The following is a 23,715-nucleotide window of genomic DNA, read 5'->3' on the forward strand; positions in this document are numbered from 1 at the left end:
CGACGGTTTTCTGTACGCGGCAATAAAAGGATTTCACCATGACAGATAAGGCCATTATCACCTTCAGCCACAGTCATCACCTGCTGAAGGTCAACGACGCCTCATTCGCGCTGGACGTGCTCAGCTTCGAAGGCACGGAGACGCTGAGCACGCCGTTCAGCTGGAACATCATCTTCACCAGCACTGACAAGCACATCAGCCGCGAAGCAATGCTGATGAAAACCGCATCGCTGACGTTGCTGCCATCGCCGCAGAGCCTTAGCGAGCTGCTTCACAAAGCCGGGCCTCTGCGCGTGGTGCAGGGCGTGGTCACCGGTTTTGATGCGCTCGGTGTCTCGGCAGACGAAGCGCGCTACGCCATCACGCTGCAGCCGCGCCTGGCGCTGCTGGCGCGTACCCGGCAGAACGCCATCTGGCAGGACATGTCGGTGCCGCAGATTGCCGAAGCCATCCTGCGCGAGCGCCACGGCATGCGCGGGCAGGATTTTGTATTTAACCTCAGCCGCGACTACCCGAAGCGCGAGCAGGTGATGCAGTTTGACGAGGATGACCTGCGCTTCGTCTCGCGCCTGCTGGCGGAGGTCGGCATCTGGTTCCGCTTCACCACCGACACGCGTCTCAACATCGACGTGGTGGAATTCTATGACGGCCCGCAGGGCTACGTGACCGGCCTGACGCTGCCCGCCGTGCCGCCATCCGGTCTGCACGACAGCGGCACGGAGTCGGTGTGGGCGATGGAGAGCCGCTTTCGCGTGGTGGAGAAAACCGTCAGCACCCGCGACTACAACTACCGCGATGCCAGCGCCGACATGAACGCGCAGGCCGACGTCACCGGTGGCGACGATACCACCTACGGCGAAGCCTACCACTGGGCCGATAACTATCTGCAGGCGGGCGAGATTTACAGCCCAACGCCTGCAACCGAAAGCGGCGCGTTCTACGCCCGGCTGCGCCACGAGCGCTACCTCAACCGGCAGACGCAGCTGAGCGCCAAATCCAGTTGTGCCTCGCTGATGCCCGGCGTGGTGGTGCGCGCCAGCGGCAGCAACGCGGCGGAGATGTTTCGCAGCGGCGTGGTTATCACCGCGCTTATCTGCCGCGCGGCGCGCAACAGCAGCATGGAAACCGCGTTTCACGGCATCCCGGCGGAAGGCCGCTACAGCTACCGTCCGGTACCCGCGCCGCGCCCGGTAATGGCCGGTACCTTACCGGCGCGCATCACCAGCACCACCACCAACGACACTTATGGGCACATTGACCGCGACGGGCGCTATCGCGTCAGCATGCTGTTTGACCGGGCTGGCTGGGAAAGCGGTTTCGAAAGTTTATGGGTGCGCCAAGCGCGCCCGTTTGCCGGCGACACCTTTGGCCTGCACCTGCCGCTGCTGGCCGGAACCGAGGTGGCGATTGGCTTCGAGCACGGTAACCCGGACCGCCCGTACATTGCCGGCGTGCTGCATGATTCGTCACGCGCGGACCACGTCACCATCCGCAACTACAAGCGCAACGTGCTGCGCACGCCTGCTAACAACAAGCTGCGCCTCGACGACACGCGTGGCCAGGAGCACATCAAGCTCAGCACCGAGTACGGTGGCAAAAGCCAGCTGAATCTCGGACATCTGGTCGACAGTGAGAAGCAAAAGCGCGGGGAAGGTTTTGAGCTGCGCACTGACAGCTGGGGCGCCATCCGCGCCAACAAAGGGCTGTTTATCAGCGCCGACGGGCAGACGGCGGCGCAGGGAAATGCGCTGGAGATGAAGCAACCTGTCAGCCTGATGAAAGGGGCGGTCAATCAGCTCACTGAGTGGGGAAGTGTTACTCAGACACACCGGAGTTTTTCGCCGGACGTAGAGACACTGAAGTCCCTACATAAAAATGCAGATGAACTGAAAGGATCAGCGATGCTGATCAGCGCGCCGGAAGGAATCGGCGCAGTGACGCCAGAAGGAATGTTGCTTAACAGCGGTAAAGGCCTCTATTTACAGAGTCTTGGCGAAGTGAATCTCGTCAGTGCACAGCGACTATCAGCGAATGCATCGAAGGCAATATCGCTGCTTGCCCAGCAGGAGGGCATGCGTCTGGTCTCTGCAAAAGGCCCGCTTCAGGTGGAGTCACATGCCGACAAACTGTCTTTAACATCCCTTAAAGATGTCACGGTGCAATCCACGCAAGGTCACCTGCAGCTCACGGCAAAAAATGGCATTACGATTGCCAGTGGCGGCGCATATATTCGCCTTTCACCAGCCGGTGAAATTGAAATTCATGGGCCGGGATTAATCAGTCTTAAAGGCCAACATGATTTCAATGGCCCTCAAAGCCAGGAGTTTCCATTACCTGAATTACCTTCATCGGTTTGTAAGGAGTGTTTAAAACGCGCCCAGGAATTGGCACAAGGATTCGTCCCGAGGAAATAAATACCAATATCACTATTTTAAGGCGAAATATATGGTGAATGAATGGATTTCACAATTGGAAAATCAGTGCAAAAAACTTGGAGGGAAACACCTTCACCTGATTATCGACCAATCGGGTCTAAAGTATTCAGTTATTCCTGTCTGTAAGGTTTTGTCCATAGAATGGCAATCACTATTTCAGGGACTTCCTGAAGAGATTGCTGAAAGTGAAGCACCTTTATTGTTGCGTATCGATTTAGATGATTCGCAACAGCGTCAGTGGCTTGATGAAATTTGCATGGAAGATTCAAACCGTAACGTGTTACTGGCACTGTGCTCAATCTGGCCAATAGATTTACTGGCCAAATGGTTGCAGAATTGTGCCGATGGCCGACATGAAGGGCGTCCAGGAATTCTTCGCTTTTACGATCCTCGATTATTTCCTCTTCTAACAGCTGATTTATTAAATGAAGAACAGAAATCACAAATTCATAGACCCGTTGTGTTTTGGAGCTGGATAGACAGAGATGGTGTTGCACAGTTGATAGCGGGTAATGGTGCCGCACCTTTAAGTGGTGAAAAAATGTCACATATTGATCTCAGCGATCGTCAGCTGGATTATCTAATGTGCGTTTGTGATGTAAATATTATGCTGAACTATCAACAAAGCGTCATTCCCGAACATCTGTCACAGGAAACGTTGTTTCAGATTTGTTATAAAGCGATGTGCGAGGCCTCAGATAAAGATTTAATTATGGATGAAGATCGCGAGCGTTGGGTTGAAGGAAAGTTGGCAGAAGTAATCGTCGGCTAACTAATCGCAAGGAAGGAATGAAACAAATGATACTATTTTTCTTTAATTTAATTGCGATAACTATATCAGTCTTCATTTTGCTACCAAACGCTCAAGCTGTAGGTGGCGTGATTAAAGCTATTAATCATACTCATTGGGCAATTAATCATTTCAGTGTTAATGGCCAGTCCGGCATAGACTCTATTGGCCCTTATCAAGGGGGCGGTGGTGGTTGTTGTTTTGGTGTGCCAGCTAAATGGCGGCCGGGAATGACGGTTAAAATTGAATGGGAAAGTGGTGAAGCATCTACTAAAGGATTTCCTGGATTTGCAGATTATGACAAATACATTGCTTGGGAAAATAAAATGAAGGCTAATAATCGTCAGCATAATAAAATAGTTTTGGTCCCTGATTATAGTGGACAGGATGTTTGTGGCATTACCGTGCATTTTCTTCCCTGTGATGAAGTTAAAGTAACCACCAGTTGCTGGTCACCACGCAACGAAAACTATCCGATTAAAGAGCCTTTACGGATGAAGGAGCCAGCCGTATGTCCAAAATAATGAAAAATTTTCGCTTCTGTATATTACTCTCTCTCACTTGTTTATTGTCCGCCTGTGCTCAGGAAAATGCTAATGCGGCCAGCGGTGGTTCCGGGGTGATTAAAGCTATCAACCATACACACTGGGCAATTAATCATTTCAGTGTTAATGACCAGTCAGGAATAGATGCTATCGGTCCATATCAGGGCGGCGGCGGCGGTTGTTGCTTTGGGGTGCCAGCTAAATGGCAACCGGGAATGACAGTTAAAATTGAATGGGAAAGTGGTGAAGCATCTACTAAAGGATTTCCTGGATTTTCTGACCGAGAAAAATACAATGCGTGGCTAAAAAAAATGAAAGCTAATGACCGAGAGCACACGAAAATCGTTCTATTACCAGACTACAACGGGCAGGATACCTGTGGAATTACTGTTCATTTTCTTCCCTGTGATGAAGTTAAAGTAACCACCAGCTGTTGGTCACCACGTAATTCAAACTATCCGATTAAAGAGCCTTTACGGATGAAGGAGCCAGCTGTATGTCCAAAGTGATGAAAAATTTTCGCTTCTGTATATTACTTTCTCTCACTTTTTTATTTTCCGCCTGTGCTCAGGAAAATGCTAATGCGGTTAGCGGTGGTTCCGGGGTGATTAAAGCTATCAACCATACACACAGGGCAATCAATCAATTCAATGTTGATGGCCAGTCAGGAATAGACTCTATCGGCCCTTATCAAGGCGGTGGTGGTGGTTGTTGCTTTGGAGTGCCAGCTAAATGGCAACCGGGAATGAATGTGGAAATTGAATGGGAAACAGGAGTTGGAGAAATGGATGGTTTTCCAGGATATGAAAATGAATTGAAATTTCTCGAATGGACAAGGAAAATAAAATCTCAAATACGCTCTCATAACCAATTGGTTACAGTTCCGGATTACAATGGACAGGATACTTGCGGCATTACTCTTCACTTTCTGCCTTGTGACAAAGTTAAAGTCACTACCAGCTGCTGGTCTCCGCGTAATGCTAATTATCCTATCAAAGAACCTTTAAGGATGAAGGAGCCAGTCGTATGTCCAAAATAATGAAAAATTTTCGATTCTGTATATTACTCTCTCTCACTTGTTTATTGTCTTCCTGTGCTCAGGAAAATGCTAATGCGGCCAGTGGTGGTTCCGGGGTGATTAAAGCTATCAACCATACACACTGGGCAATTAATCAATTCAGTGTTGATGGCAAGTCCGGAATAGACTCAATTGGCCCTTATCAAGGGGGCGGTGGTGGTTGTTGTTTTGGTGTGCCAGCTAAATGGCAACCGGGAATGAAGGTCGAAATTGAATGGGAAACAGGAGTTGGAGAAATGGATGGTTTTCCGGGATTTGAAAATTGGGAAAAATACCAGATTTGGAAAAAGAAAATGCAGGCACTAAATCGCCAGCATAAGAAGACAGTTTCTCTCCAAGATTATAATAATGAGGATACTTGCGGAATTACTGTTCATTTTCTTCCCTGTGATGAAATTAAAGTCACCACCAGCTGTTGGTCACCACGCAATCCCAACTATCCGATTAAAGAGCCTTTGAGGATGAAGGAGCCTGCCGTATGTCCAAAGTAATTGAAAGAGATTTAGTCTGGTATCCGCCATCTTTCCCTCCTCAAGGGCGTTTACCGGATTCCGCGGCGTTAGTTGGATTAAATTGCAAAAAACAAGACAGTGAGGAACTTGAATACCGCCAGGCGCTGTGTGTGGCTGCTGGGCAGCGAGTAGAACCGCCATGCTGCAAAACGTTACATATCAGCATATTTTTTGATGGAACGGGTAATAACCTGAATAACGATTTATATTTGTCTAATCCAAAACACCCAACAAATATTGCACGTTTATTTCGCGCTACCATTGGCAGTGGCTATGCAGGTGGCGTTGGACGGGATAACGGCGAACTATTTGATATTAACGAAACCGGAGCTGATAAGTATTTCAAATTTTATCTACCCGGCGTCGGTACGCCATTTCCGGAAATAAACGATCTTGATTACAGTATTATAGGGCTGGCACTAGCGCATATGGGTGAAGAACGTATCAACTGGGCGCTGTTACGCATTATTGATGTGCTGAAATTTGTTCTTAAAGAACAGTGGATGAGTAATGCTGAAGTCCGCAAGGCGGTTGCGAATATGGGAACAACCTGGGCACGGCTTGGATATGGCGGCAGTCATAATCGTTATGAAGAGTTCACAAGGCAGCTGAGCTCACTCAAGTCTCTGTTGAAACCCGCGCTGGAGCAACCTGAGCCAGGAAAACCAAAACTGCTGGGTATCAAGCTGTATGTTTATGGCTTCTCGCGCGGTGCGGCAACTGCTCGTGCTTTTGTTCGTTGGCTCTGTGAGCTGCTCCCACCGCCAGAAGCGGAAAATACGAAACCGGAGCAATGCTTAGCTATTGATGAACTGAAAATTCCGATCAGTGTTGAATTCCTGGGATTGCTTGATACAGTCGCTTCAGTGGGAGTTGCCCATATTGCTCCATTAGCGGAAGGCCATATGGCGTGGGCCGATGACACCATGGAATTGCCTGACGAAGTCACTTATGGTGGTTTGATTAAACGTTGCACTCATTTGATTTCGTCTCATGAGCAACGTCTCTGCTTCCCTCTGGATTCTATCCGAAGAGGGAATGGAAAATATCCGGTAAACAGTATTGAGGTGATTTATCCAGGTATGCATTCGGACATAGGTGGGGGATATCCACCAGGTGATCAAGGAAAAGCTAATGGTACCGATGACGGCTTAATACTTTCTCAAATTGTACTTCATGATTTGTATGCCGAGGCTTTTAAATCGGGGGCTCCCTTAAAAGTATCTAAACGTGCATTACCTGAGGCATTAAAAAACGACACATGGCGCTCAATGTCCTTTTCCTTAGGGATTCAATTTGAAATTGCGCCTGAACTAATCAATCGTTTTAACGCTTGGCGAGAATTCACCCTCAAGCAAATTACTCCAAAAGAATTCAGCTCACAAGAAGCAGCAGATTACAAACCTGTACGAGCAACAGCGTCGTTAGAAGCGGTGATTGAAGATCAAATGGCATGGATCACCGGCTGGCGTATTGGGCGATATGCGCATGAAACACTGATTAATGCACGTTTTTATGAGGAAGCGACTAATAGTGACAATGATCCTAAACAGTATCAGATTTCAAAGAAAAACAGAGAGGACAAGCAGGGAGAAATAGAATCCAAAAGAGTCGCCGAAAAATGTAAGTATTCAAAAGAAGAGCTGAAAGATATCGTTATGCCCGCCGGCGTTAAGGATTTCGACCCAGATATTGCAAAGCGACAACTGTGGGAAGCCGCACGTGAATTTCGTGAAGACTATCAAGGTAAGTTTCGTTCGCAGAAGGGTGTTGTTCAGGTCGTTATAGATAATCTGGTTGGTCGAACGATTTTTCGCATCAATACCGATGATGAAGTAGCAGAGTTTAAAAAAATGAGAACGGAAGGCGATGTAATGTATAAGTTGCTCTTTCCATTCTCAGATGAATCCCGTAATGCTACTAACCCGTCCGGATTGGTTAGATCGCTATTCGATAATCAGGTACATGATTCTCGCGCCTGGTTTTTGTATTCCGCATTAGGTACACGTGAACCCTGGGGCGGATATTTCCGTTACCGAATGATCTATTTCGGCAATAAAAGTAATAAGTCATTATCACCATTGGTCATTGCCGGTGATGTTGTTGGCGCGGTATCACCTGTGGCGGGTGTTATTATCAGTTTAAAGCAGAAACAAGATTTCAAAAAAGTCTTTGGGCTTGCAGCAACAGCTGGCCTTGAAGCATTCGATATCGAAATGCGCGACGTGCAGACCAATGAGCTTATCCCCATGCTGCCGGATGCTGCACAACAACAGCAATTCACAGATGAACCTGGAGCAGTGGTTGCAAACTATAAAGCTGTCGCTGATGAGCACAACTTAATGATGGCTAAGAATTCGATTCTTTCGGATTGGTCGAATAAAGAGAAAACTCTATCTGCATAATTTATTTTTCGAAAAAATAGCTGGAAATAAAATAAATGGCAGGAGCCCTATTATGACGTTATATGACATCAAACCTAAGTTTCAAAACTTACTCAGACCAATTGTAATTATGCTGCATGCGAAAAGAGTTACCGCAAACCAAATAACATTACTAGCAATGCTGGGGTCAATAATATTGGGCGGGTTGCTAATATTCTTTTCACAACCGTCACTATTCATTTTACTCCCGCTGTTTTTATTCTTTCGTATGGCGCTAAATGCTATTGATGGCATGTTAGCTAGAGAGTTCAATCAGCAATCAACGCTTGGCGCAATTCTCAATGAAGTTGGCGATATTATTTCAGATGCTGCACTCTACCTCTCATTCGCTTTTTTAACCGGCGTATCTGCATGGTTAGTCGTGCTGATGGTGTTGCTTTCATGGCTTACTGAATTCTGTGGCGTTATTGCTCAGACTTTGACGCACATCAGGAATTATCGAGGACCATTAGGAAAAAGCGATCGCGCTTTTCTATTAGGAGCATTAGGTCTGTTTATTGCTTGCTGGCCACAATATATTGACGTCGCCAATAAGGTTTTCACTGCCATGTCGTTGTTACTGGTATGGACCTGCATCAATCGTTGCCGAAGTGCGATGGAGGTGAATAATGCCTGACGCCTCGAAGATACTATATTATTGCTTTGGTGGGATATTTAGTGTTTTATTACTCGCTACCCTGACTCTCTTCATTCTGAAACAAACTCGTCCACAACGTGACTGGCTAGAGTTACAGCAGCGAATTAATAGTTGGTGGGTAATCATCAGCCTGTTTTCTCTGGCAATGTTGTCACCCAAGTGGTTGGCACTGACCTTCTTTGGTTTACTCAGTTTTCTTTCGTTAAAGGAATATCTGACGTTAGCGCCGACACGACGTTCAGACAGCGTGCCTTTGCTGTGGATGTATGCTGCCATTCCGCTGCAATACATCTGGGTGGGAATGTCGTGGTATGGGATGTTCATTATTTTCATCCCCATTTATGTATTTCTATTCTTGCCTGCGCGCATGGTTATTGTCGGTGATACCAAGGGGTTTTTGAACTCTGCATCGATTATACATTGGGGCATGATGACCACGGTATTTTCATTAAGTCATGTTGCTTATTTGATGATGCTGCCGGGCACGTATACTATAGCAGGGGCGTTACTGGTTATTTTCCTTGTCGGCTGCACTGAGCTCAATGATATTTCGCAATATCTTTGGGGTAAGTCGTTAGGGAAAATAAAAGTCATACCTAAGGTTAGCCCAAATAAAACCCTGGCCGGGTTATTGGGTGGTGTATTCACCACAACGCTGCTGGCGGGCATTTTTGGCCCGCTGCTGACACAGATGGATTTGATTCATTCTATTGGCGCTGGTGTGATCATTGGTTTAAGCGGATTTTGCGGTGACGTGGTGATGTCAGCCATTAAACGTGATTTTGGCGTTAAGGACTCTGGAAAACTGCTACCAGGACACGGCGGTATTCTCGATCGTCTCGATTCACTGATTTATACCGCGCCGCTATTCTTCCATTTCTATTATTACTTCTACATGTAGAGGCGCTGATGAATCGGTTTTTACGCTGGATATTTACGCTATGTATCGCTTATCCCGTCGTCTGGATTTGGTTGGGTGTACGTGTTAGCGATCGCAAGAAATTACCGGTAGAGGGGCCGGCGATTATTGTGACAAACCATAATAGCCATCTGGATGTATTGACACTGTTTACCTTGTTCCCACTAAAGACATTGGTAAACGTTCAGCCAGTTGCCGCGGCTGATTATTTTCTAAAGAACAAAGTCATTGGCTGGTTCGCGCTGAAAGTCATTGGCATTATTCCGGTTTATCGCGGCGCCCATTTAGCTAATCCGTTGCAAGCCTGTATTGATGCATTAGCAAAGAATAGAATCGTCATTATTTTCCCAGAAGGCACGCGCGGAGAGCCTGGAAAAATTTCGGAGATTAAATCGGGTATCTGGCATTTAAGTCAGCAGTGCCCCGATGTACCTATTATTCCTGTTTACATGCACGGTCTGGATCGTGCGATGGGTAAAGGTCAGAAAATCCCCGTCCCTTTTTTTATCGACATCTTTATTGATAGTCCAATCGATTATGACGCGGATAAAATCATTTTTAAAACATCACTCTTAAATCGCTTTGTCGCTTTAGAGCAACTAGCCACAAGGAAAGCATCATGAGTAAGGAAGCGCGTTTATTTCAGGAAGGTACATTCTTAGCCAGCGATGAAACATCGTTATTTTTTCGCCACTGGCCAGCCACGGAAGTGAATAGCAATAAAGTCATTGTGCTGTTTCACCGTGGGCATGAACACTCTGGACGCCTGCAACATATTGTGGATGAACTGATGATGCCCGATACGCGATTTTATGCCTGGGACGCACGCGGTCACGGCAAGTCACCCGGCGAACGCGGTTATAGCCCAAGCCTGGCTCGTTCAGTATTAGATGTTGATGAGTTTGTACGTTTTGTCGCACAGGATGCGCAGATTAAGCTTGAGGATATTGTCGTGATTGCACAAAGCGTTGGTGCGGTGCTGGTATCAACCTGGGTTCATGATTACGCGCCAAAAATTCGTGGCATGGTACTGGCATCTCCGGCATTTAAGGTCAAATTATATGTGCCGTTTGCTCGTGTCGGTCTGAGAGTAATGCAGCGTATGCGTGGCTTGTTCTACGTTAACTCTTACGTGAAAGGTAAGTTTCTGACCCACGATCCTGAACGTATCGCGAGTTTTGAGCAGGACAAATTAATCACGCGACAAATAGCCGTTAATATCTTGCTAGATCTCTACAAAACGGCGGAGCGCATTGTTGCTGATTCTTCAGCTATCACTCTGCCTACGCAATTACTTATTTCAGGTGATGATTTTGTGGTGCATGCGAAACCGCAAAAACAGTTTTATGCCGGTATCCGTAGCGCAATAAAAGAGCAGCATATTTTACCCGGTTTTTATCACGATACGTTGGGTGAGAAAAATCGTTCTCTCGCGTTCGATAAAATGAAAAGTTTTATTGACCGACTTTATGAAGCTCCGCCTTATGCATTCGACTACAGCAATGAAGATCGCTGGAGTCCAAGTGCAGATGCATATCGTGAATTGCAGGCGCCACTGAAATCCCGATCGCTGGAAGGGATGTGTTATTCGGCTTTGAGTTTTGGCATGAAAACCATTGGCAGGCAATCTAAAGGCATGCGTCTGGGTTATGAAACCGGCTTCGATTCAGGTAGTACGCTGGATTACGTTTACCGCAATCAGGCTGAAGGTTTTGGCATTCTTGGTCGCATCATTGACCGTAACTATCTCAACAGTGTTGGCTGGCGTGGCATCCGCGTGCGGAAAGTGAACATCCAGCAGATGATTGTGCAGGCTGTTGCGCAACTTCAGGCCAACAATATGCCAGTGCGAGTAGTGGATATCGCTGCCGGACACGGTCGCTACGTGTTGGATGCGCTAGAACAACAGCAGGGCATTGAAAGCATTTTGCTGCGGGATTACAGCGATTTGAATGTGGAAAAAGGCCGATCAATGATTGAGCAGCGTGGGTTGAGCCACATTGCTCAGTTCAAAAAAGGCAACGCATTTGACTATGATTCTCTTGCCTCTATCAATCCAGCGCCAACATTGGGCATTGTTTCTGGCTTGTATGAACTGTTCACAGATAACGACTTAATAAAAACCTCGCTAGCGGGTCTTGCTGCTGCCATACCTCCGGGAGGTGCTTTGGTTTACACCGGGCAACCCTGGCACCCGCAGTTAAAAACCATCGCTTATACCTTAACCAGCCACCAGAATGGCATCCCGTGGATGATGCGTGTACGTAGCCAGAAAGAGATGGATGCGTTGGTGGAGCAGGCCGGTTTCGAGAAATGCCATCAGGTAATTGATGAATTTGGCATCTTTACCGTATCGCTGGCAGTGAGAAAGCAGCATGTCTGAGTTAACTCTCATGCAGAAAAAATATAGCCTCTGGAAACAGGGGCTATGTTGGTTGCTGTTATTAGGACCGTTTTTCTTTCTCAGCTACGGGCAGGTGAATCTGTACACGGCGACGAGGAGTGATATTGGCAGCATTGTGTTCAATTGGGAACGCGCCATTCCCTTTATGCCGTGGACCATAGTGCCTTACTGGAGCATTGACCTGCTGTATGGCATTTCGCTCTTCATCTGCACATCAAAACAAGAGCTGACCCGTCACGGCTGTCGGTTGCTTGCTGGATCCTTTATTGCTTGTGTTGGGTTTCTACTTTTCCCACTAAAATTTACCTTTATTCGACCAGACATACAGGGGATGTTTGGTTGGTTATTTTATCAGCTTGAACTGTTTGATTTGCCTTTTAATCAGGCTCCTTCGTTGCATATTATCCTCACCTGGCTGCTGTGGTTACGTTTTCGTCAGCATTTAACACGTAGTGCCAGACTGGTTAATGGCGCATGGTTTTTGCTTATTGCGCTTTCAGTGTTGACAACCTGGCAGCATCATTTTATTGATGTGTTCAGTGGCTTTATTGTGGCAATGGCAATTAGCTATGCAATCCCTATAAAAGATCGATGGCAATGGAAGGTGCCCTCGTCACACGAATTGTGTCTGGCTGCCAAATATTTCCTTAGTAGCTTAATCTGTTTAATAATAGGGATGTTGATTCCATACGGCTATTTTCTATTTTGGCCTGCCGTTGCTTTGTTTATTGTCGCGTCTGGCTACGCAGGGCTTGGCATCAGTGTATTCCAGAAAAGTAGTGGAGGATATTTGTCTCTCTCAGCGCGATTCATACTTTACCCTTATTTAATCGGAGCTTGGTTTTCAAAACAGTGGTTCTCTCATTCACTAGCCAAAACATCATTGATTTATGATGGTATATCTCTGGGTGGTTTTCCTGATAAAACGCCGAAGCAAGAAGCGGTGCTTGATCTTACGGCTGAGTTTCATCGTAGTTATGGTATGCGGCGTGCATGGTGCGCACATCCATTGATGGACTTAACAGTGCCTGATATTGGCAATATCAGCCATGCTGTCGCCAAACTCACTGAGCTAAAGAAAAAACACCACACAGTTCTCGTTTGCTGCGCATTGGGTTTATCGCGGAGTGCAACGGTTATGGCTGCCTGGTTAGTAGCAGAACGACATGTTAGTTCCGTTGCTCAAGCCATCGATCATATAAAAAAACAGCGTCCGCAGGTGGTATTGACATCTGATCATATTCAATTGCTGGAACATTTTCAGGAAATTCAATGCAAAACATCAGGCTAACTAATCGAATTGTGCAAATTCATTTATCTAGTTGGCGTTATTTTGCACTGTTAACTCTCCCTCCACTGGTATTGGCTTTTAACCTATTATATTCGTTGCAAAGTTTATTGTTGTTAATCCTGTTTTTAACAACGCATTACTTTTGCTGGCGTTTATGGCTGGACGAGCGGCTTTTTACATTGCTGGATAGCGAAAGCGATCTTGTTTTATTTGATGCGGGAATGTCGAACTTATGGGCAGGAAAAGATTTAACGACCCGCAGCCTGAATGAGCGTTGGGCAGGGGCGCGAGGATTATTTTATCGGGCGATATACGCGCTTATTGCTCTTTGGTTGGTTTCTCTTTTTTCAGTTATTTATCTTTTTTGGACATTAGCAGAGTAAGTTTATTAATGATGTAGATTACGTCATTCCAACTCTGAATTGCCCTGCTAATTAAATTTGCCTTAATGTTAAGGAAAACATCATGACAAATGTTATTCGTGAAGGCGATACCTTACGCGAGTATGGCGGCAAGGTATTGGCCGGGCATTACAACTGCTTCGGCAAAGGTTTTGCTGTTAAAGGCGATCCGGTGAAGTGCAATAAACACGGTATGACGACCATCGCGGAAGGCAGTTCGTTAACCCGATTCGATGGTCAACCTGCCGCATTACATGGGCATAAATGCGCCTGCGGCTGCACGCTGGTCAGCTCATTTCCTGATTGCGGTATCGCATCGTGAGGATGCCACCCAGTTTTCCGCCATGCTCGCCAGCCAGTTCCCCCAATAATAAGCGCTGGTTAATTGTTGGGGTGGCGTTGATATCGTTCAGCTCTGCCTTTATGGCTTTACTCACACCCGTTGAACAGCGTGGTGTTAATACCCTGGCAGTATCGACGGTGATCGCAGCGTTGCTGTTTCTGACGTGGCTAGCACGCATTTTGTATTACCGCTGTGCCATGCATAACGGCCGTTTTTACCAGCAATTGGTCGAGTATGAGCAACAGCTCTGGTGGCAGCAGCATCGGCAAGTAATTGGGCTACACGACATTGTGTTGCTCGGCCCTTCAGGGACTGAGCCGCAGCATTGGTCCCGGCTGCTGCTGCGTGAGCATCGTTCACCGCAACCAGTCACCGAATCGACTGGTCGAGCACTGCGATTGCCGCAGATCGTTACTAAAGACTCAGGCACACGTGAAGCCCAGTTAGCGAGTTTATTGGTGCTGCAGTGGCGAAAACAGCGGCCTGATGCACTGGCATTACCTCCCAGACTTTTTTACTGGCTGGGATCGCCTGGAGCCTGGCAAGCATTTACGCAGCAAGCATCCGTTACGTTTCCTGAGCTATTACTGCCCGAACAGCCAGAGAATTGGTTGGGGGAAGCCTCGTTAGCAACGGTCATCGAGAAGATAAACAATGCAACGGTGGATCAAACCATTCTTATTGCGGGTTGTGCATCACAACCCGCAATAAGCAAAGATCTGCCCGCCGGAGAAGCGGCTGTGCTGTGGTTGGTGGGGCGGGAGGGCGTGGTGCAGTTAAATCGTGGTGAAATTTGCGATTCATCCACGCTGGCAAATGCCTGTCAACGCGCGCTTGAACAGAGTGAGATAAGCGAGCCACCTGACGCCTGTCTGCTTTTCACGCTTCCTGAGAATGAGCTTCCTTCCCTCAATGGCTGGAATCTGACACATCATGTGCAGGACGCTAACTGGGGAATAACGGGAAATATGGCAGCGTTAATTCTCATGTCACTTGCCGCACTCAATACGCAACAACAAGGAAAGCCCAGCGCCTGGATTGCACGCGATCTGACCGCTGGATATACAACGGGAATTGTTAAAACTTATGGATAAGGATCAAAAGCCTTCAGTCACCTCGCCGTTGGCAACCGCAGCCCTTTTTTTTATTTTCGTCACTTTATTCGACATTGTCGGTAGCGGACTCTGGTGGTGGCTCTCTTTACAACTGACCACCGAGTGGGAACAGCTGCGCCCAATGCTATTGATCAGTTTTCTTGTCTGGATAATCACAGGCAGCCTGGCCGTCATCGTGGTGATGTGCTGGCGGTTATGGATAAAACGATCTGTTACGTTGCAACCCTTTGCATCCCTAAAAAGTACAACCGATAGCAGCACGCAGAGCACGCTGTTGGAACTGTGTCAGCATCTTAAGGCACGTTACGGCTGGTTATGGCGGCGGAAAGTACGCATGTTACTAATCACCGGCGATGAGGCCGCTGTTGAATCCCTCATTCCGGGACTCATTCATCAGCAGTGGCTGGAAGGCGCTGGCGTAGTACTGATTTATGGCGCCAGCCTTGATGCTGAACTGAACACAACCACGGTTCAACTCCTACGCAAGCTGCGCCGCAGTCGCCCATTGGACGGCATTGTTCTGGTGCACGGTTCCGATACTGCTCTCACACCACAAAAAAGCGATGCAGCGATGCGCTCGCTGGAGAAGATTGCCACCACGCTGCGCTGGCGTGCACCGGCGTGGATCTGGCAGCTCGGTCACAGTGACTGGCCGCAGCCAGAGCGTGAAAACAACGCGGTAGGCGCAGTGTTTCCGGCGAAAGCGCAGCCGGAAGATATAGCTCAACAGCTGGAAAGCCTGGTCACTCCCTTACGTGAACGCGGTCTGGCGCAGGTCGCTCACAACATCAGCCACGACTGGCTGCTGCGTCTGTCGCAGCAGCTTGCCAGCGGTGAAAGTCAGGCCTGGCAGCAGCGCTTAGCGCCGTGGCTGGACCCGGCGCGCCGCAGTTTACTGCGTGGCCTGATGTTCAGCCTGCCGGAAGCAAAGCCTGCGCTGGACAGCGTGCATCCTCAGGCATTATCCGACAGTGCGCTCTGGCAGGGAATCGCGTCTGACCGCGCCAGAGGCTGTCGCACCGGGCTGCCGTGGGAACAGACGCTGGCCTGGTCGCTGATGAGCCTGATGTTGCTCGGCGGTGTGGGCATGCTAGCGTCTGCGCTGTTCAACCGCCATGAGATTGTCAGCGCGGCGGATAAAGCTGAGGTACTGGTGAATTCAACCAAGGTTGATGATGCGCAGCTGATTGCGCTGCATGGCCTGCGTAACGATCTCGGGCAGCAGCAGCACTGGCTGGAGCACGGCGCGCCCTGGTATCAGCGCTTCGGCATTAACCATACGCAGCAGCTGCATGATGCGATGTTGCCGTGGTACGGCGTCGCGGCGCAGCGGCTGATCCATGAACCGGCGCGCATCGCGCTTGAACAGAGGCTGACTTATCTGGCCGGCCTGCCTGCCGCCAGCCCGCAGCGCGCCACGCTGGCGCAGCCGGGTTATAAGCAGTTAAAGGCCTGGCTGATGATGGCACGCCCGGAGCGCGCTGAACCGGCATTTTATGCGCAGACCATGGCGACCGTTCAGCCGGTATATCCCGGCATTTCAACGTCGTTGTGGCAGACGCTGGCCCCGGATTTGTGGGCATTCTATGCCGCGTCGTTGCCGTCGCAGCCGGGCTGGCGCATCAAACCCAATGTGTCGCTGCTGAGTCAGGTACGTCAGGTGCTGCTGTTGCAGACCGGCCAGCGCAACGCCGAGATGACGCTATATCAAAACGTCCTGCGCGACGTGCGTCGCAACTACACCGATCTGACGCTGGAAGATATGACGCCGGGCACCGATATGCGCCGGCTGTTCAGCAGTGACGACATAGTTCCGGGCGTGTTTACGCGCCAGGCGTGGGAAGGCGGCGTGCGCCAGGAGATTGAGAAAGCGGCCAACACCCGGCGCGATGAAATCGACTGGGTGCTCAGCGACACCCGCAGCGCCGTGCCGCAGGAGATTTCCCCGGAAGCACTGAAGGCCCGGTTAACCCAACGCTATTTCAGTGACTTTGCCGCCAGCTGGCTCAACTTCCTCAACGGCATCCGGCTTAACCCTGCGCAGAATATTGCCGACGTCACGGACCAGCTGACGCTAATGAGCGACGTGCGTCAGTCACCGCTGATTGCGTTAATGAACACGCTGGCGTGGCAGGGCCAGGCCGGTCAGCAGCGCGAGGCGCTGTCCGACACGCTGATCAATTCAGCCAAAGACCTGCTCGGCCAGAAAGACAAGCCGGTTATCAGCCAGAAAGCCACCGGCCCCGAAGGCCCGCTGGATGTGACCTTCAGCCCGCTGCTGGCGCTGACCGGCAAAAACAGCGGCTCTCAGCTGATGGCCGCCGACAGCAGCCTGACGCTGCAAACCTATCTAACCCGCATCACGCGCGTGCGCCTGCGTCTGCAGCAGGTTGCCGCCGCACCGGATCCGCAGGAGATGCTGCAAACCCTGGCGCAGACGGTTTTCCAAGGCAAGAGCGTTGACCTTACTGATACGCAGCAATACGGCAGCCTGATGGCGGCCAGCCTCGGCGAAGAGTGGAGCGGCTTTGGCCAGACGATGTTCGTCCAGCCGCTGACGCAGGCGTGGGAAACCATCCTGCAGCCGTCGGCGGTGAGCCTGAACGCGCAGTGGCAGCGCTCCATCGTGGAAAACTGGCGCACTGCGTTTGACGGGCGCTATCCGTTTGCCGCCGGGCAAAGCGACGCGTCGCTGCCGATGCTGGCGGAGTTTATCCGCCGCGATGCCGGACGTATCGACAGCTTTCTCAGCAGCCGTCTCGGTGGCGTGTTGCAAAAAGAGGGCAGCAGCTGGGTGTCGGATGCGGCTCACAGCCAGGGATTAACCTTCAATCCTGCCTTCCTCAAGGCGGTTAACCAGCTGCGCGAGCTCTCCGATATTCTGTTTACCGACGGCACGCAGGGCATCAGCTTTGAATTGCAGGGCCGCGCCGCGCCAGAGGTGATTGAAACCCAGCTGATGCTTGATGGTCAGCCACTGCGGTATTTCAACCAGATGGCGACCTGGCAGGCGATGCGCTGGCCGGGCGACAGCCTGAAGCCGGGCACGCTACTGACCTGGAGCGGCGTGAAAAGCAGCGCGCAGATATACGGCGATTATCCCGGCACTTGGGGCTTTATCCGCTGGCTGGAGGAGGGGAAACGTGAGCGCCTCGATCGCAGCCGCTGGTTGCTGAGCTTCACCACGCCGGATAAGCGCACGCTGACGTGGGTGCTGCGCACCCAGATGCGCGACGGTCCGCTGGCACTGCTGCGTTTGCGGGGTTTTACGCTGCCGACGGAAATTTTCAGCGTGGATGCGGCGAGTGCTTCAGAAGCGATGGCCCCGCGTGAAACAAGCACGGATGACTTCATCACCAATATGGACGGAGCAGAATAATGACCGCGATGATAGAACTTGTTCGCGCCTGCAGCGTGGATGAATCCACATTGAGAAGCCAGGCGCGGCAACGCTGCAGCGACTGGGCGCGCTGGCTGGAACCGATCAGTCAAGCGTTGCCCGCCGGAGACGATCCGGCTTACGACGATCAGTTTATGCAGATCCGCGAAGAGGTGAATAAGCTTTCCGGGTTTGATACTGACGCCATCGCCCACCTGTCGGAATCGCTGCTGACAACCGTGAGCAAGGATATTCGGGTGATCACTTTTTACGCATGGGCGCGCCTGCATCAGGACGGCGAGCAGGGGCTGGCGGAAGGACTGGAACTGCTGGCAGCCGCGCTGCATCAGTTTGGTGGAAAGCTGCACCCGCAGCGCAGCCGCAGTCGCCAGGGCGCGCTGGCCTGGCTCGGCAGCGCCAGAGTGCTCGACAGCCTGACGCTGTGGCCGGAAGCCGATATCGCGCGGGTTTGTCGTATCAGCGGCGCACTGCTGCTGATTGAAGATGCGCTCAGTGAAGATGAGCGTAACGGACTTCAGCCGCTGTTGCGTGCGCTGGAGTTGCGTCTGGCGCAGAACGGCGGAGCCAACGCCATGGTGCCACTTAACAGCCCGGCGCATGCGGACGTGGATGATTCAGCCCTTGCCGCACTCGCGCCGGTCAACTCCGGCGAAACGCTCAAGGCGCAGGCAAAAGTGCTGGCGAATTACCTGCGCGAGCAGCCCGGCGGCTGGCTTTCCGCGCACCATCTGATGAAAAGCGTGCGCTGGGATACCATCCTCAATCTTCCCGCGCTCGGACCCGGCGGCAATACGCGTTTACCACCACCGAAACCCGATCACCGTGCACACCTCAAGCGCCTGTATCTGCAGCAAAGCTGGACGGAACTGCTGGAACTGACCGACTCGCTGTTTGCGCAGGCCATCAATCACGTGTGGTTCGATCTGCAGTGGTTCGCCTGTGAAGCGCTGAATCGTCAGGACAAGGGCGCGGCGCTGGCGAACATTGTGCAGCAGGATTTGCATGGGCTTTTATCAAGGCTGCCGGGACTAGAAACGCTCTCGTATTCAGACGGCACGCCGTTCGCCGATGAGGTGACGCGCAGCTGGATCGCGCAGAAGGTGATGGGCGATGTGCGCTTAACGGACAGCGACGCGCCGTTTGTCGGGCCGGATAACGACATTTTGTCGCTGGAAAACGAAGCAGTAGAAAAAGCGGAAGCGGAAAGCGTCGAAGCCGCACTCGCTTGGCTGCAAATGCGCCCGGGCACCAGCAATACGAAAGATCAGTGGCTGCTGCGCCTGCTGATGGCGCGAGTATGCGAGCAGTTTGGTAAGAGCGAAATGGCACTGCATCTGCTGGATGAACTTAACCAGCATGCCGGCACACTGACGCTTGCGCAGTGGGAACCAACCTTATTATTCGAAGTGCGCGCCCGGCGGCTGAAGCTGCTGCGTGCCAGGGCTGCGCGTAGTGAAAGTGAACGCACGCGCATTCAGCCGGAAATGGACGCGCTGTTGTCCGGCCTTATCACGCTTGACCCGCTCAGAGCCGTCATCCTCTGCAGCTGACATACGCCTTTCAACTTTCTGTCGCCTGATTCTCTCCGGCGGCACATCACTTAGTGAATACCATGGACGATTTAACCCTGCGTTATTACGACGCTGAAATGCGCTACCTGCAGGAAGCGGGCGAAGAGTTCGCCCGCGCCCACCCTGAACAGGCGGCGATGCTCAATCTCGACAAAGCCGGTGCCCGCGATCCCTACGTTGAACGATTGTTCGAAGGCTTTGCCTTTATGGTCGGCCGGCTGCGGGAAAAGCTCGACGATGACCTGCCGGAACTCACCGAAGGGCTGGTGAGCCTGCTGTGGCCGCACTATCTGCGCACTATCCCGTCGATGTCGGTGGTGGAGTTCACGCCCGACTGGCGCGAGATGAAGGAGCCGATGCGCCTCGCGCGTGGCTTTGAAGTGATCTCTCGGCCGGTCGGTGAAAAAGGCACGCGCTGCCGTTACACCACCACGCGCGCCGTGCAGGTGCTGCCGCTGGCGCTGGAATCGGCAAAGCTGTCAACCGATGCCGCCGGACGCTCGGTGATCCGCCTCCGCTTTAACGGTGGGGCACTGGCCGACTGGAGTCGCATTGATGTCAGCCACATTCCGCTCTATCTCAATGCTGATGCGCCGCTGGCCTGCGCGCTGCACGAAGCATTAACGCTTAACGCCGCCAGCATTACACTGCGTTTGCCAGGCGAAACCGACAGCCGCCGCTTTGACGGCCACTTCAGCGCGCAGGGTTTCAGCGAGAAAGATCGGCTGTGGCCGGGCGATGAGGGCAGCTTCAGTGGTTATCAGCTGTTGCTGGAATACTTTACCTTCCGCGAAAAATTCATGGCGGTGAATCTGCGCGGGCTGGAGCAGGTGGCGCTGCCCGCGTCGCTGCCGTGGTTTGAACTCGACGTGGTGCTGGCCCAGCGCTGGGAGCATGATTTTCAGTTCAGCGAAAAGCATCTGCGCCTCAACGCCGTGCCGGTCATCAACCTGTTCGCGATGGAGTCCGATCCTTTGATGATCAACGGATTACAGACCGAATATATGCTGCGACCGATGCGCGTGCAGGACGGACATACCGAAATTTACTCGGTAGATTCAGTAATTTCATCGAAAGGTCTGCCGTATGTGCCATTCAGCAGCTTCCGCCACAAAGGCGGGATGCTGCGTCATGAAGCGCCGGAACATTACTATCACACGCGCGTGTGGCGCGGGCCTTCCGGGCTGCACGAAACCTGGATGATCCTCGGCGGCGAAGCCTTTGATAATCACAGCCTGCCGGAGAACGAAAGCCTGTCGGTAAGCGTCACCGGCACCAACGGCCAGCTGCCGCGTCGCGCGCTGCAGAGCACGCTGCTGGATACCGCGGTGAGCAGCACCGACGTGGCGATGCAGGTGCGCAACCTATGCGCGCCGACGCTGCCATGCTATCCGCCCAATCGTGACCGCTTTCACTGGCGTGTGCTGAGCCATCTCGGTTCCAGCTTCCTGTGGATGATGGATAACGCTGAGGTGCTGCGCGGCACGCTGGCGCTGTATGACTGGACGCACAGCGAAATGAACCGCCGTCGTCTGGAGGCGATTCTGCACGTTTGCCACAAAGAGACCGAACGCTTTGAGCAGGGCTATCTGTTGCGCGGCGTGCAGATTGAAATCACCCTCGACAGCAGCGGCTTTGCTGGCCGTGGTGATATCTGTTTGTTTGGCGAAATGCTCAGCCGCTTCTTCGCGCTGTATACCGATATCCACCTGTTTAACCGTCTGATTTTAATCCTGCAGCCAACCGGAGAGCGCCTCGAATGGGAAGAGAAGCACAACCGCCGCATCTCCGGCTGACGCCACGGCTGGAGCAGGAGCTGACGCGGCTGAACTTTTACCGCTTCTGCCAGTTGATAGAGCATCAACACAAAGATAAGCCGCCACTGGGCAGCACTAACAAACCGGAAAACGACGCGGTGCGGCTGCTGCCGCATCCCGGCATGGGGTTTCCGGCTGGCGAGCTGAAAGCGGTTGAGTACAGCGACAGCGATGATGCTGCGCCGCCGGTAGTGCGCACCACTTTTCTCGGATTGTACGGCGTCGATTCACCGCTGCCGGGTGCATATGTCGATGACATCACGCAGCGCGATGAAGGACATGAAGCGCTGCAGGGATTTCTGGATATTTTTAACCATCGTATTCTGACGCAGTTTTATCGTATCTGGCGCAAATACTCGTATCCGGCAACCTTCGAAGCGGGCGGCAGCGATAAAACCTCGCAGTCGCTACTTGGGCTGGTGGGGCTGGGTATTCCGGGAACCGGCAGGCATATCGCCACCCCGGTTTCGCGCTTTCTGGCGCTGCTGGGCGTCATGCGCCAGCCGGGCAGAACGGAAGAGGGCATTCGCGCGCTGGTGCGTTTACTGGCGCCCGGCACTTCGGTTCGCGTGCAGCCGCACTGTCTGCGCCCGGTGCGAGTCAACCATCCGCTGGAATGCGAGTTCGTACTCGACGGCAATGCGCCGCTGGGCGATGAAGCAATGGATGCCAACAGCCAGTTGCTGATTGAACTGCAAACTTCCTGCGCGGATGAAGCACGACGCTGGCTTCCAGACGGCCAGCTTTATCAGGATTTTTTGGCTTTGCTGCGAGTTTATCTTGGCTGGCGTTACCGGGCACGCATCCGGCTACGGCTGGATACGCATTTATTAGCAGCGCCGGCGCTAGGAGAGACACCTTTCTGGCTCGGCATGATTGGCGTGCTGGGTGCTGAAGAAGCGAATTGCCCTCCCGATATCCCCCAAACGTTTACCACTGAGCTAGGCAGTTATTCAGGTTTGAGCTCGGCCGAAATTTACAAGGAAAAACAACGTGTTATTTACTACTTTGATTAAAACTCGTTACGCGATGGTGTGTAGTGCAGTACTACTGATCTCTGGCTGTGGTTTGCAGCAGAAGGTGAGTGACGGAAGCGCGGCAGCATTTGATGCAATTTTTTACAAGCAGATTAAAACGCTGCATCTTGATTTTGCCGCCCGCGAAAGTCTCAACAGCGACAGGCGCGAGCATAATCCGCTGTCCCAGCCGGTAATGGTGCGCGTATTTCAGTTGAGCGAACGTAAAGCTTTTGACGGTGCGGTGTATCAACAGCTAACCGGAGATGTGAAGAACGTACTTAACGGTGAGGTTCTGGCCGATCGTGATGTGGTGATAACCCCCGGTGGGGATGTGGCGCTGAATATGCCGATGGAAAAAGAGAGTCGCTTTATTGCGGTGGTTGCGCTGTTTCAGCAGCCGGATATGGCCAAAAATAACTGGCGGCTGGTGCTGGAACGTAATGATTTAGATCCGGACAGGGCGCGCGTCATTGAATTAAGCAGCAACAGCTTGAGCCTTGTAGAGAAGAAATCATGAGTGCTGGTCACCATCAGCCTTCGCTGTATGAGTTGCTAAAAGGGGGCTTTGCTGGAGGACTAGAGTTGCATCAGGTGAATGAGCGGGATCAGGTGATTATGTCCGTGCTCGACAACATGCAGCGCATCCTCAATACCCGCGCTGGATCGCTATCGCATATTCCTGATTACGGGCTGCCGGACATGACACGTATCCTGCAGGGGATGCCCGGCACCGCACATCAGTTGCTGTTTACACTCTCAGCAGTGCTGCTGAAATACGAACCTCGTCTGAAACGTATTGATGTAGTTTTACTTGAACAAAAGATCCCCGGCGAACTGCGCTATGCTATTGACGCTGAACTGAAAGACGTTGGCCTGGTGCGCTTCGGAACAGAGTTTATGCCCGAAGGCCGGGTGATGATTCGCCATATGAAACAACAGCAGTATCTGGATATTCGCACTCCCCTCTGAAATCATTTTTTCGCCTGCCATTCAG

Annotated in this window: 21 protein-coding genes; all 21 read left to right on the top strand. The window is 51.5% G+C overall.

Annotation, left to right across the window (positions count from 1 at the left end):
• Positions 1 to 38 precede the first annotated feature (38 nt).
• The 21 genes from CRO19_RS17655 (at position 39) to tssE (ending at position 23,690) form a co-directional block, all read left to right on the top strand.
• Positions 39 to 2,414: a type VI secretion system Vgr family protein gene (locus tag CRO19_RS17655; RefSeq protein ID WP_097097005.1), complete on the top strand. Its 2,376-nt coding sequence runs from the start codon at positions 39 to 41 to the stop codon at positions 2,412 to 2,414.
• Positions 2,415 to 2,445: 31 nt separating this feature from the next.
• Positions 2,446 to 3,207, top strand: coding sequence for a toxin Tle1 chaperone Tla1 (tla1, locus tag CRO19_RS17660; protein WP_097097006.1), 762 nt, complete (start codon positions 2,446 to 2,448; stop codon positions 3,205 to 3,207).
• Positions 3,208 to 3,233: 26 nt separating this feature from the next.
• The gene (gene tli1a / locus CRO19_RS17665; protein WP_320204515.1) at positions 3,234 to 3,749 is read left to right on the top strand and encodes a Tli1a family immunity protein; all 516 of its coding nucleotides are present in this window, start codon (positions 3,234 to 3,236) and stop codon (positions 3,747 to 3,749) included.
• On the top strand, positions 3,749 to 4,279 hold the full coding sequence (tli1a, locus tag CRO19_RS17670; RefSeq protein ID WP_097097693.1) for a Tli1a family immunity protein: 531 nt from the start codon (positions 3,749 to 3,751) through the stop codon (positions 4,277 to 4,279). Before tli1a (CRO19_RS17665) ends, tli1a (CRO19_RS17670) begins: the two co-directional genes overlap by 1 nt.
• Positions 4,279 to 4,809, top strand: coding sequence for a Tli1a family immunity protein (gene tli1a / locus CRO19_RS17675; RefSeq protein ID WP_097097694.1), 531 nt, complete (start codon positions 4,279 to 4,281; stop codon positions 4,807 to 4,809). Before tli1a (CRO19_RS17670) ends, tli1a (CRO19_RS17675) begins: the two co-directional genes overlap by 1 nt.
• Positions 4,809 to 5,339: a Tli1a family immunity protein gene (tli1a, locus tag CRO19_RS17680; protein WP_097097695.1), complete on the top strand. Its 531-nt coding sequence runs from the start codon at positions 4,809 to 4,811 to the stop codon at positions 5,337 to 5,339. The genes tli1a (CRO19_RS17675) and tli1a (CRO19_RS17680) overlap by 1 nt, the downstream gene beginning before the upstream one ends.
• Positions 5,327 to 7,765: a T6SS phospholipase effector Tle1-like catalytic domain-containing protein gene (locus tag CRO19_RS17685; RefSeq protein ID WP_097097008.1), complete on the top strand. Its 2,439-nt coding sequence runs from the start codon at positions 5,327 to 5,329 to the stop codon at positions 7,763 to 7,765. The genes tli1a (CRO19_RS17680) and CRO19_RS17685 overlap by 13 nt, the downstream gene beginning before the upstream one ends.
• Before the next feature lie 52 nt (positions 7,766 to 7,817).
• Entirely contained in the window at positions 7,818 to 8,420 is a 603-nt protein-coding gene (locus CRO19_RS17690) for a CDP-alcohol phosphatidyltransferase family protein (protein WP_097097009.1), read from the top strand.
• Positions 8,413 to 9,342: a phosphatidate cytidylyltransferase gene (locus CRO19_RS17695; protein WP_097097010.1), complete on the top strand. Its 930-nt coding sequence runs from the start codon at positions 8,413 to 8,415 to the stop codon at positions 9,340 to 9,342. The genes CRO19_RS17690 and CRO19_RS17695 overlap by 8 nt, the downstream gene beginning before the upstream one ends.
• Positions 9,343 to 9,350: 8 nt before the next feature.
• Complete coding sequence (locus CRO19_RS17700; RefSeq protein ID WP_097097011.1) at positions 9,351 to 9,983, top strand: lysophospholipid acyltransferase family protein; 633 nt, start codon at positions 9,351 to 9,353, stop codon at positions 9,981 to 9,983.
• Complete coding sequence (locus CRO19_RS17705; protein WP_097097012.1) at positions 9,980 to 11,743, top strand: bifunctional alpha/beta hydrolase/class I SAM-dependent methyltransferase; 1,764 nt, start codon at positions 9,980 to 9,982, stop codon at positions 11,741 to 11,743. The genes CRO19_RS17700 and CRO19_RS17705 overlap by 4 nt, the downstream gene beginning before the upstream one ends.
• The gene (locus CRO19_RS17710) at positions 11,736 to 13,055 is read left to right on the top strand and encodes a phosphatase PAP2/dual specificity phosphatase family protein (RefSeq protein WP_097097013.1); all 1,320 of its coding nucleotides are present in this window, start codon (positions 11,736 to 11,738) and stop codon (positions 13,053 to 13,055) included. The genes CRO19_RS17705 and CRO19_RS17710 overlap by 8 nt, the downstream gene beginning before the upstream one ends.
• Positions 13,037 to 13,438 carry a hypothetical protein gene (locus CRO19_RS17715; RefSeq protein WP_097097014.1) on the top strand — a complete coding sequence of 134 codons (402 nt, stop codon included), beginning with the start codon at positions 13,037 to 13,039 and terminating at the stop codon, positions 13,436 to 13,438. Before CRO19_RS17710 ends, CRO19_RS17715 begins: the two co-directional genes overlap by 19 nt.
• Before the next feature lie 82 nt (positions 13,439 to 13,520).
• Positions 13,521 to 13,778: a PAAR domain-containing protein gene (locus CRO19_RS17720; protein WP_097097015.1), complete on the top strand. Its 258-nt coding sequence runs from the start codon at positions 13,521 to 13,523 to the stop codon at positions 13,776 to 13,778.
• A gap of 2 nt (positions 13,779 to 13,780) precedes the next feature.
• Positions 13,781 to 14,893, top strand: a complete 1,113-nt coding sequence (locus CRO19_RS17725; RefSeq protein ID WP_505543741.1) for a KPHS_23130 family T6SS system protein — start codon at positions 13,781 to 13,783, stop codon at positions 14,891 to 14,893.
• Positions 14,886 to 18,293, top strand: a complete 3,408-nt coding sequence (locus tag CRO19_RS17730; protein ID WP_097097017.1) for an ImcF-related family protein — start codon at positions 14,886 to 14,888, stop codon at positions 18,291 to 18,293. Before CRO19_RS17725 ends, CRO19_RS17730 begins: the two co-directional genes overlap by 8 nt.
• Entirely contained in the window at positions 18,293 to 19,864 is a 1,572-nt protein-coding gene (gene tssA, locus CRO19_RS17735; protein WP_097097018.1) for a type VI secretion system protein TssA, read from the top strand. Before CRO19_RS17730 ends, tssA begins: the two co-directional genes overlap by 1 nt.
• Before the next feature lie 62 nt (positions 19,865 to 19,926).
• A complete protein-coding gene (tssF, locus tag CRO19_RS17740) occupies positions 19,927 to 21,681 on the top strand; it encodes a type VI secretion system baseplate subunit TssF (RefSeq protein WP_097097019.1) in 1,755 nt (584 codons plus the stop codon).
• Positions 21,645 to 22,718 carry a type VI secretion system baseplate subunit TssG gene (tssG, locus tag CRO19_RS17745; protein ID WP_097097020.1) on the top strand — a complete coding sequence of 358 codons (1,074 nt, stop codon included), beginning with the start codon at positions 21,645 to 21,647 and terminating at the stop codon, positions 22,716 to 22,718. The genes tssF and tssG overlap by 37 nt, the downstream gene beginning before the upstream one ends.
• On the top strand, positions 22,696 to 23,238 hold the full coding sequence (gene tssJ / locus CRO19_RS17750; protein WP_370659798.1) for a type VI secretion system lipoprotein TssJ: 543 nt from the start codon (positions 22,696 to 22,698) through the stop codon (positions 23,236 to 23,238). The genes tssG and tssJ overlap by 23 nt, the downstream gene beginning before the upstream one ends.
• On the top strand, positions 23,235 to 23,690 hold the full coding sequence (gene tssE / locus CRO19_RS17755) for a type VI secretion system baseplate subunit TssE (protein ID WP_097097021.1): 456 nt from the start codon (positions 23,235 to 23,237) through the stop codon (positions 23,688 to 23,690). Before tssJ ends, tssE begins: the two co-directional genes overlap by 4 nt.
• Positions 23,691 to 23,715 lie beyond the last annotated feature (25 nt).

The organism is Candidatus Pantoea floridensis (assembly GCF_900215435.1).
Taxonomy (GTDB): Bacteria; Pseudomonadota; Gammaproteobacteria; order Enterobacterales; family Enterobacteriaceae; genus Pantoea; species Pantoea floridensis.

Bases quoted from the DNA above. Each gene is read 5' to 3' on its own strand.
- CRO19_RS17720 (WP_097097015.1), top strand. From the start codon at position 13,521: ATGACAAATGTTATTCGTGAAGGCGATACCTTACGCGAGTATGGCGGC.
- tssF (WP_097097019.1), top strand. From the start codon at position 19,927: ATGGACGATTTAACCCTGCGTTATTACGACGCTGAAATGCGCTACCTG.
- tssA (WP_097097018.1), top strand. From the start codon at position 18,293: ATGACCGCGATGATAGAACTTGTTCGCGCCTGCAGCGTGGATGAATCC.
- CRO19_RS17730 (WP_097097017.1), top strand. From the start codon at position 14,886: ATGGATAAGGATCAAAAGCCTTCAGTCACCTCGCCGTTGGCAACCGCA.
- CRO19_RS17700 (WP_097097011.1), top strand. From the start codon at position 9,351: ATGAATCGGTTTTTACGCTGGATATTTACGCTATGTATCGCTTATCCC.
- CRO19_RS17710 (WP_097097013.1), top strand. From the start codon at position 11,736: ATGTCTGAGTTAACTCTCATGCAGAAAAAATATAGCCTCTGGAAACAG.
- tssG (WP_097097020.1), top strand. From the start codon at position 21,645: ATGGGAAGAGAAGCACAACCGCCGCATCTCCGGCTGACGCCACGGCTG.
- CRO19_RS17690 (WP_097097009.1), top strand. From the start codon at position 7,818: ATGACGTTATATGACATCAAACCTAAGTTTCAAAACTTACTCAGACCA.
- CRO19_RS17705 (WP_097097012.1), top strand. From the start codon at position 9,980: ATGAGTAAGGAAGCGCGTTTATTTCAGGAAGGTACATTCTTAGCCAGC.
- CRO19_RS17715 (WP_097097014.1), top strand. From the start codon at position 13,037: ATGCAAAACATCAGGCTAACTAATCGAATTGTGCAAATTCATTTATCT.
- tla1 (WP_097097006.1), top strand. From the start codon at position 2,446: ATGGTGAATGAATGGATTTCACAATTGGAAAATCAGTGCAAAAAACTT.
- tli1a (WP_097097694.1), top strand. From the start codon at position 4,279: ATGAAAAATTTTCGCTTCTGTATATTACTTTCTCTCACTTTTTTATTT.
- tssE (WP_097097021.1), top strand. From the start codon at position 23,235: ATGAGTGCTGGTCACCATCAGCCTTCGCTGTATGAGTTGCTAAAAGGG.
- CRO19_RS17655 (WP_097097005.1), top strand. From the start codon at position 39: ATGACAGATAAGGCCATTATCACCTTCAGCCACAGTCATCACCTGCTG.
- CRO19_RS17695 (WP_097097010.1), top strand. From the start codon at position 8,413: ATGCCTGACGCCTCGAAGATACTATATTATTGCTTTGGTGGGATATTT.
- tli1a (WP_097097695.1), top strand. From the start codon at position 4,809: ATGAAAAATTTTCGATTCTGTATATTACTCTCTCTCACTTGTTTATTG.
- CRO19_RS17725 (WP_505543741.1), top strand. From the start codon at position 13,781: ATGCCACCCAGTTTTCCGCCATGCTCGCCAGCCAGTTCCCCCAATAAT.
- tli1a (WP_320204515.1), top strand. From the start codon at position 3,234: ATGATACTATTTTTCTTTAATTTAATTGCGATAACTATATCAGTCTTC.
- CRO19_RS17685 (WP_097097008.1), top strand. From the start codon at position 5,327: ATGTCCAAAGTAATTGAAAGAGATTTAGTCTGGTATCCGCCATCTTTC.
- tli1a (WP_097097693.1), top strand. From the start codon at position 3,749: ATGAAAAATTTTCGCTTCTGTATATTACTCTCTCTCACTTGTTTATTG.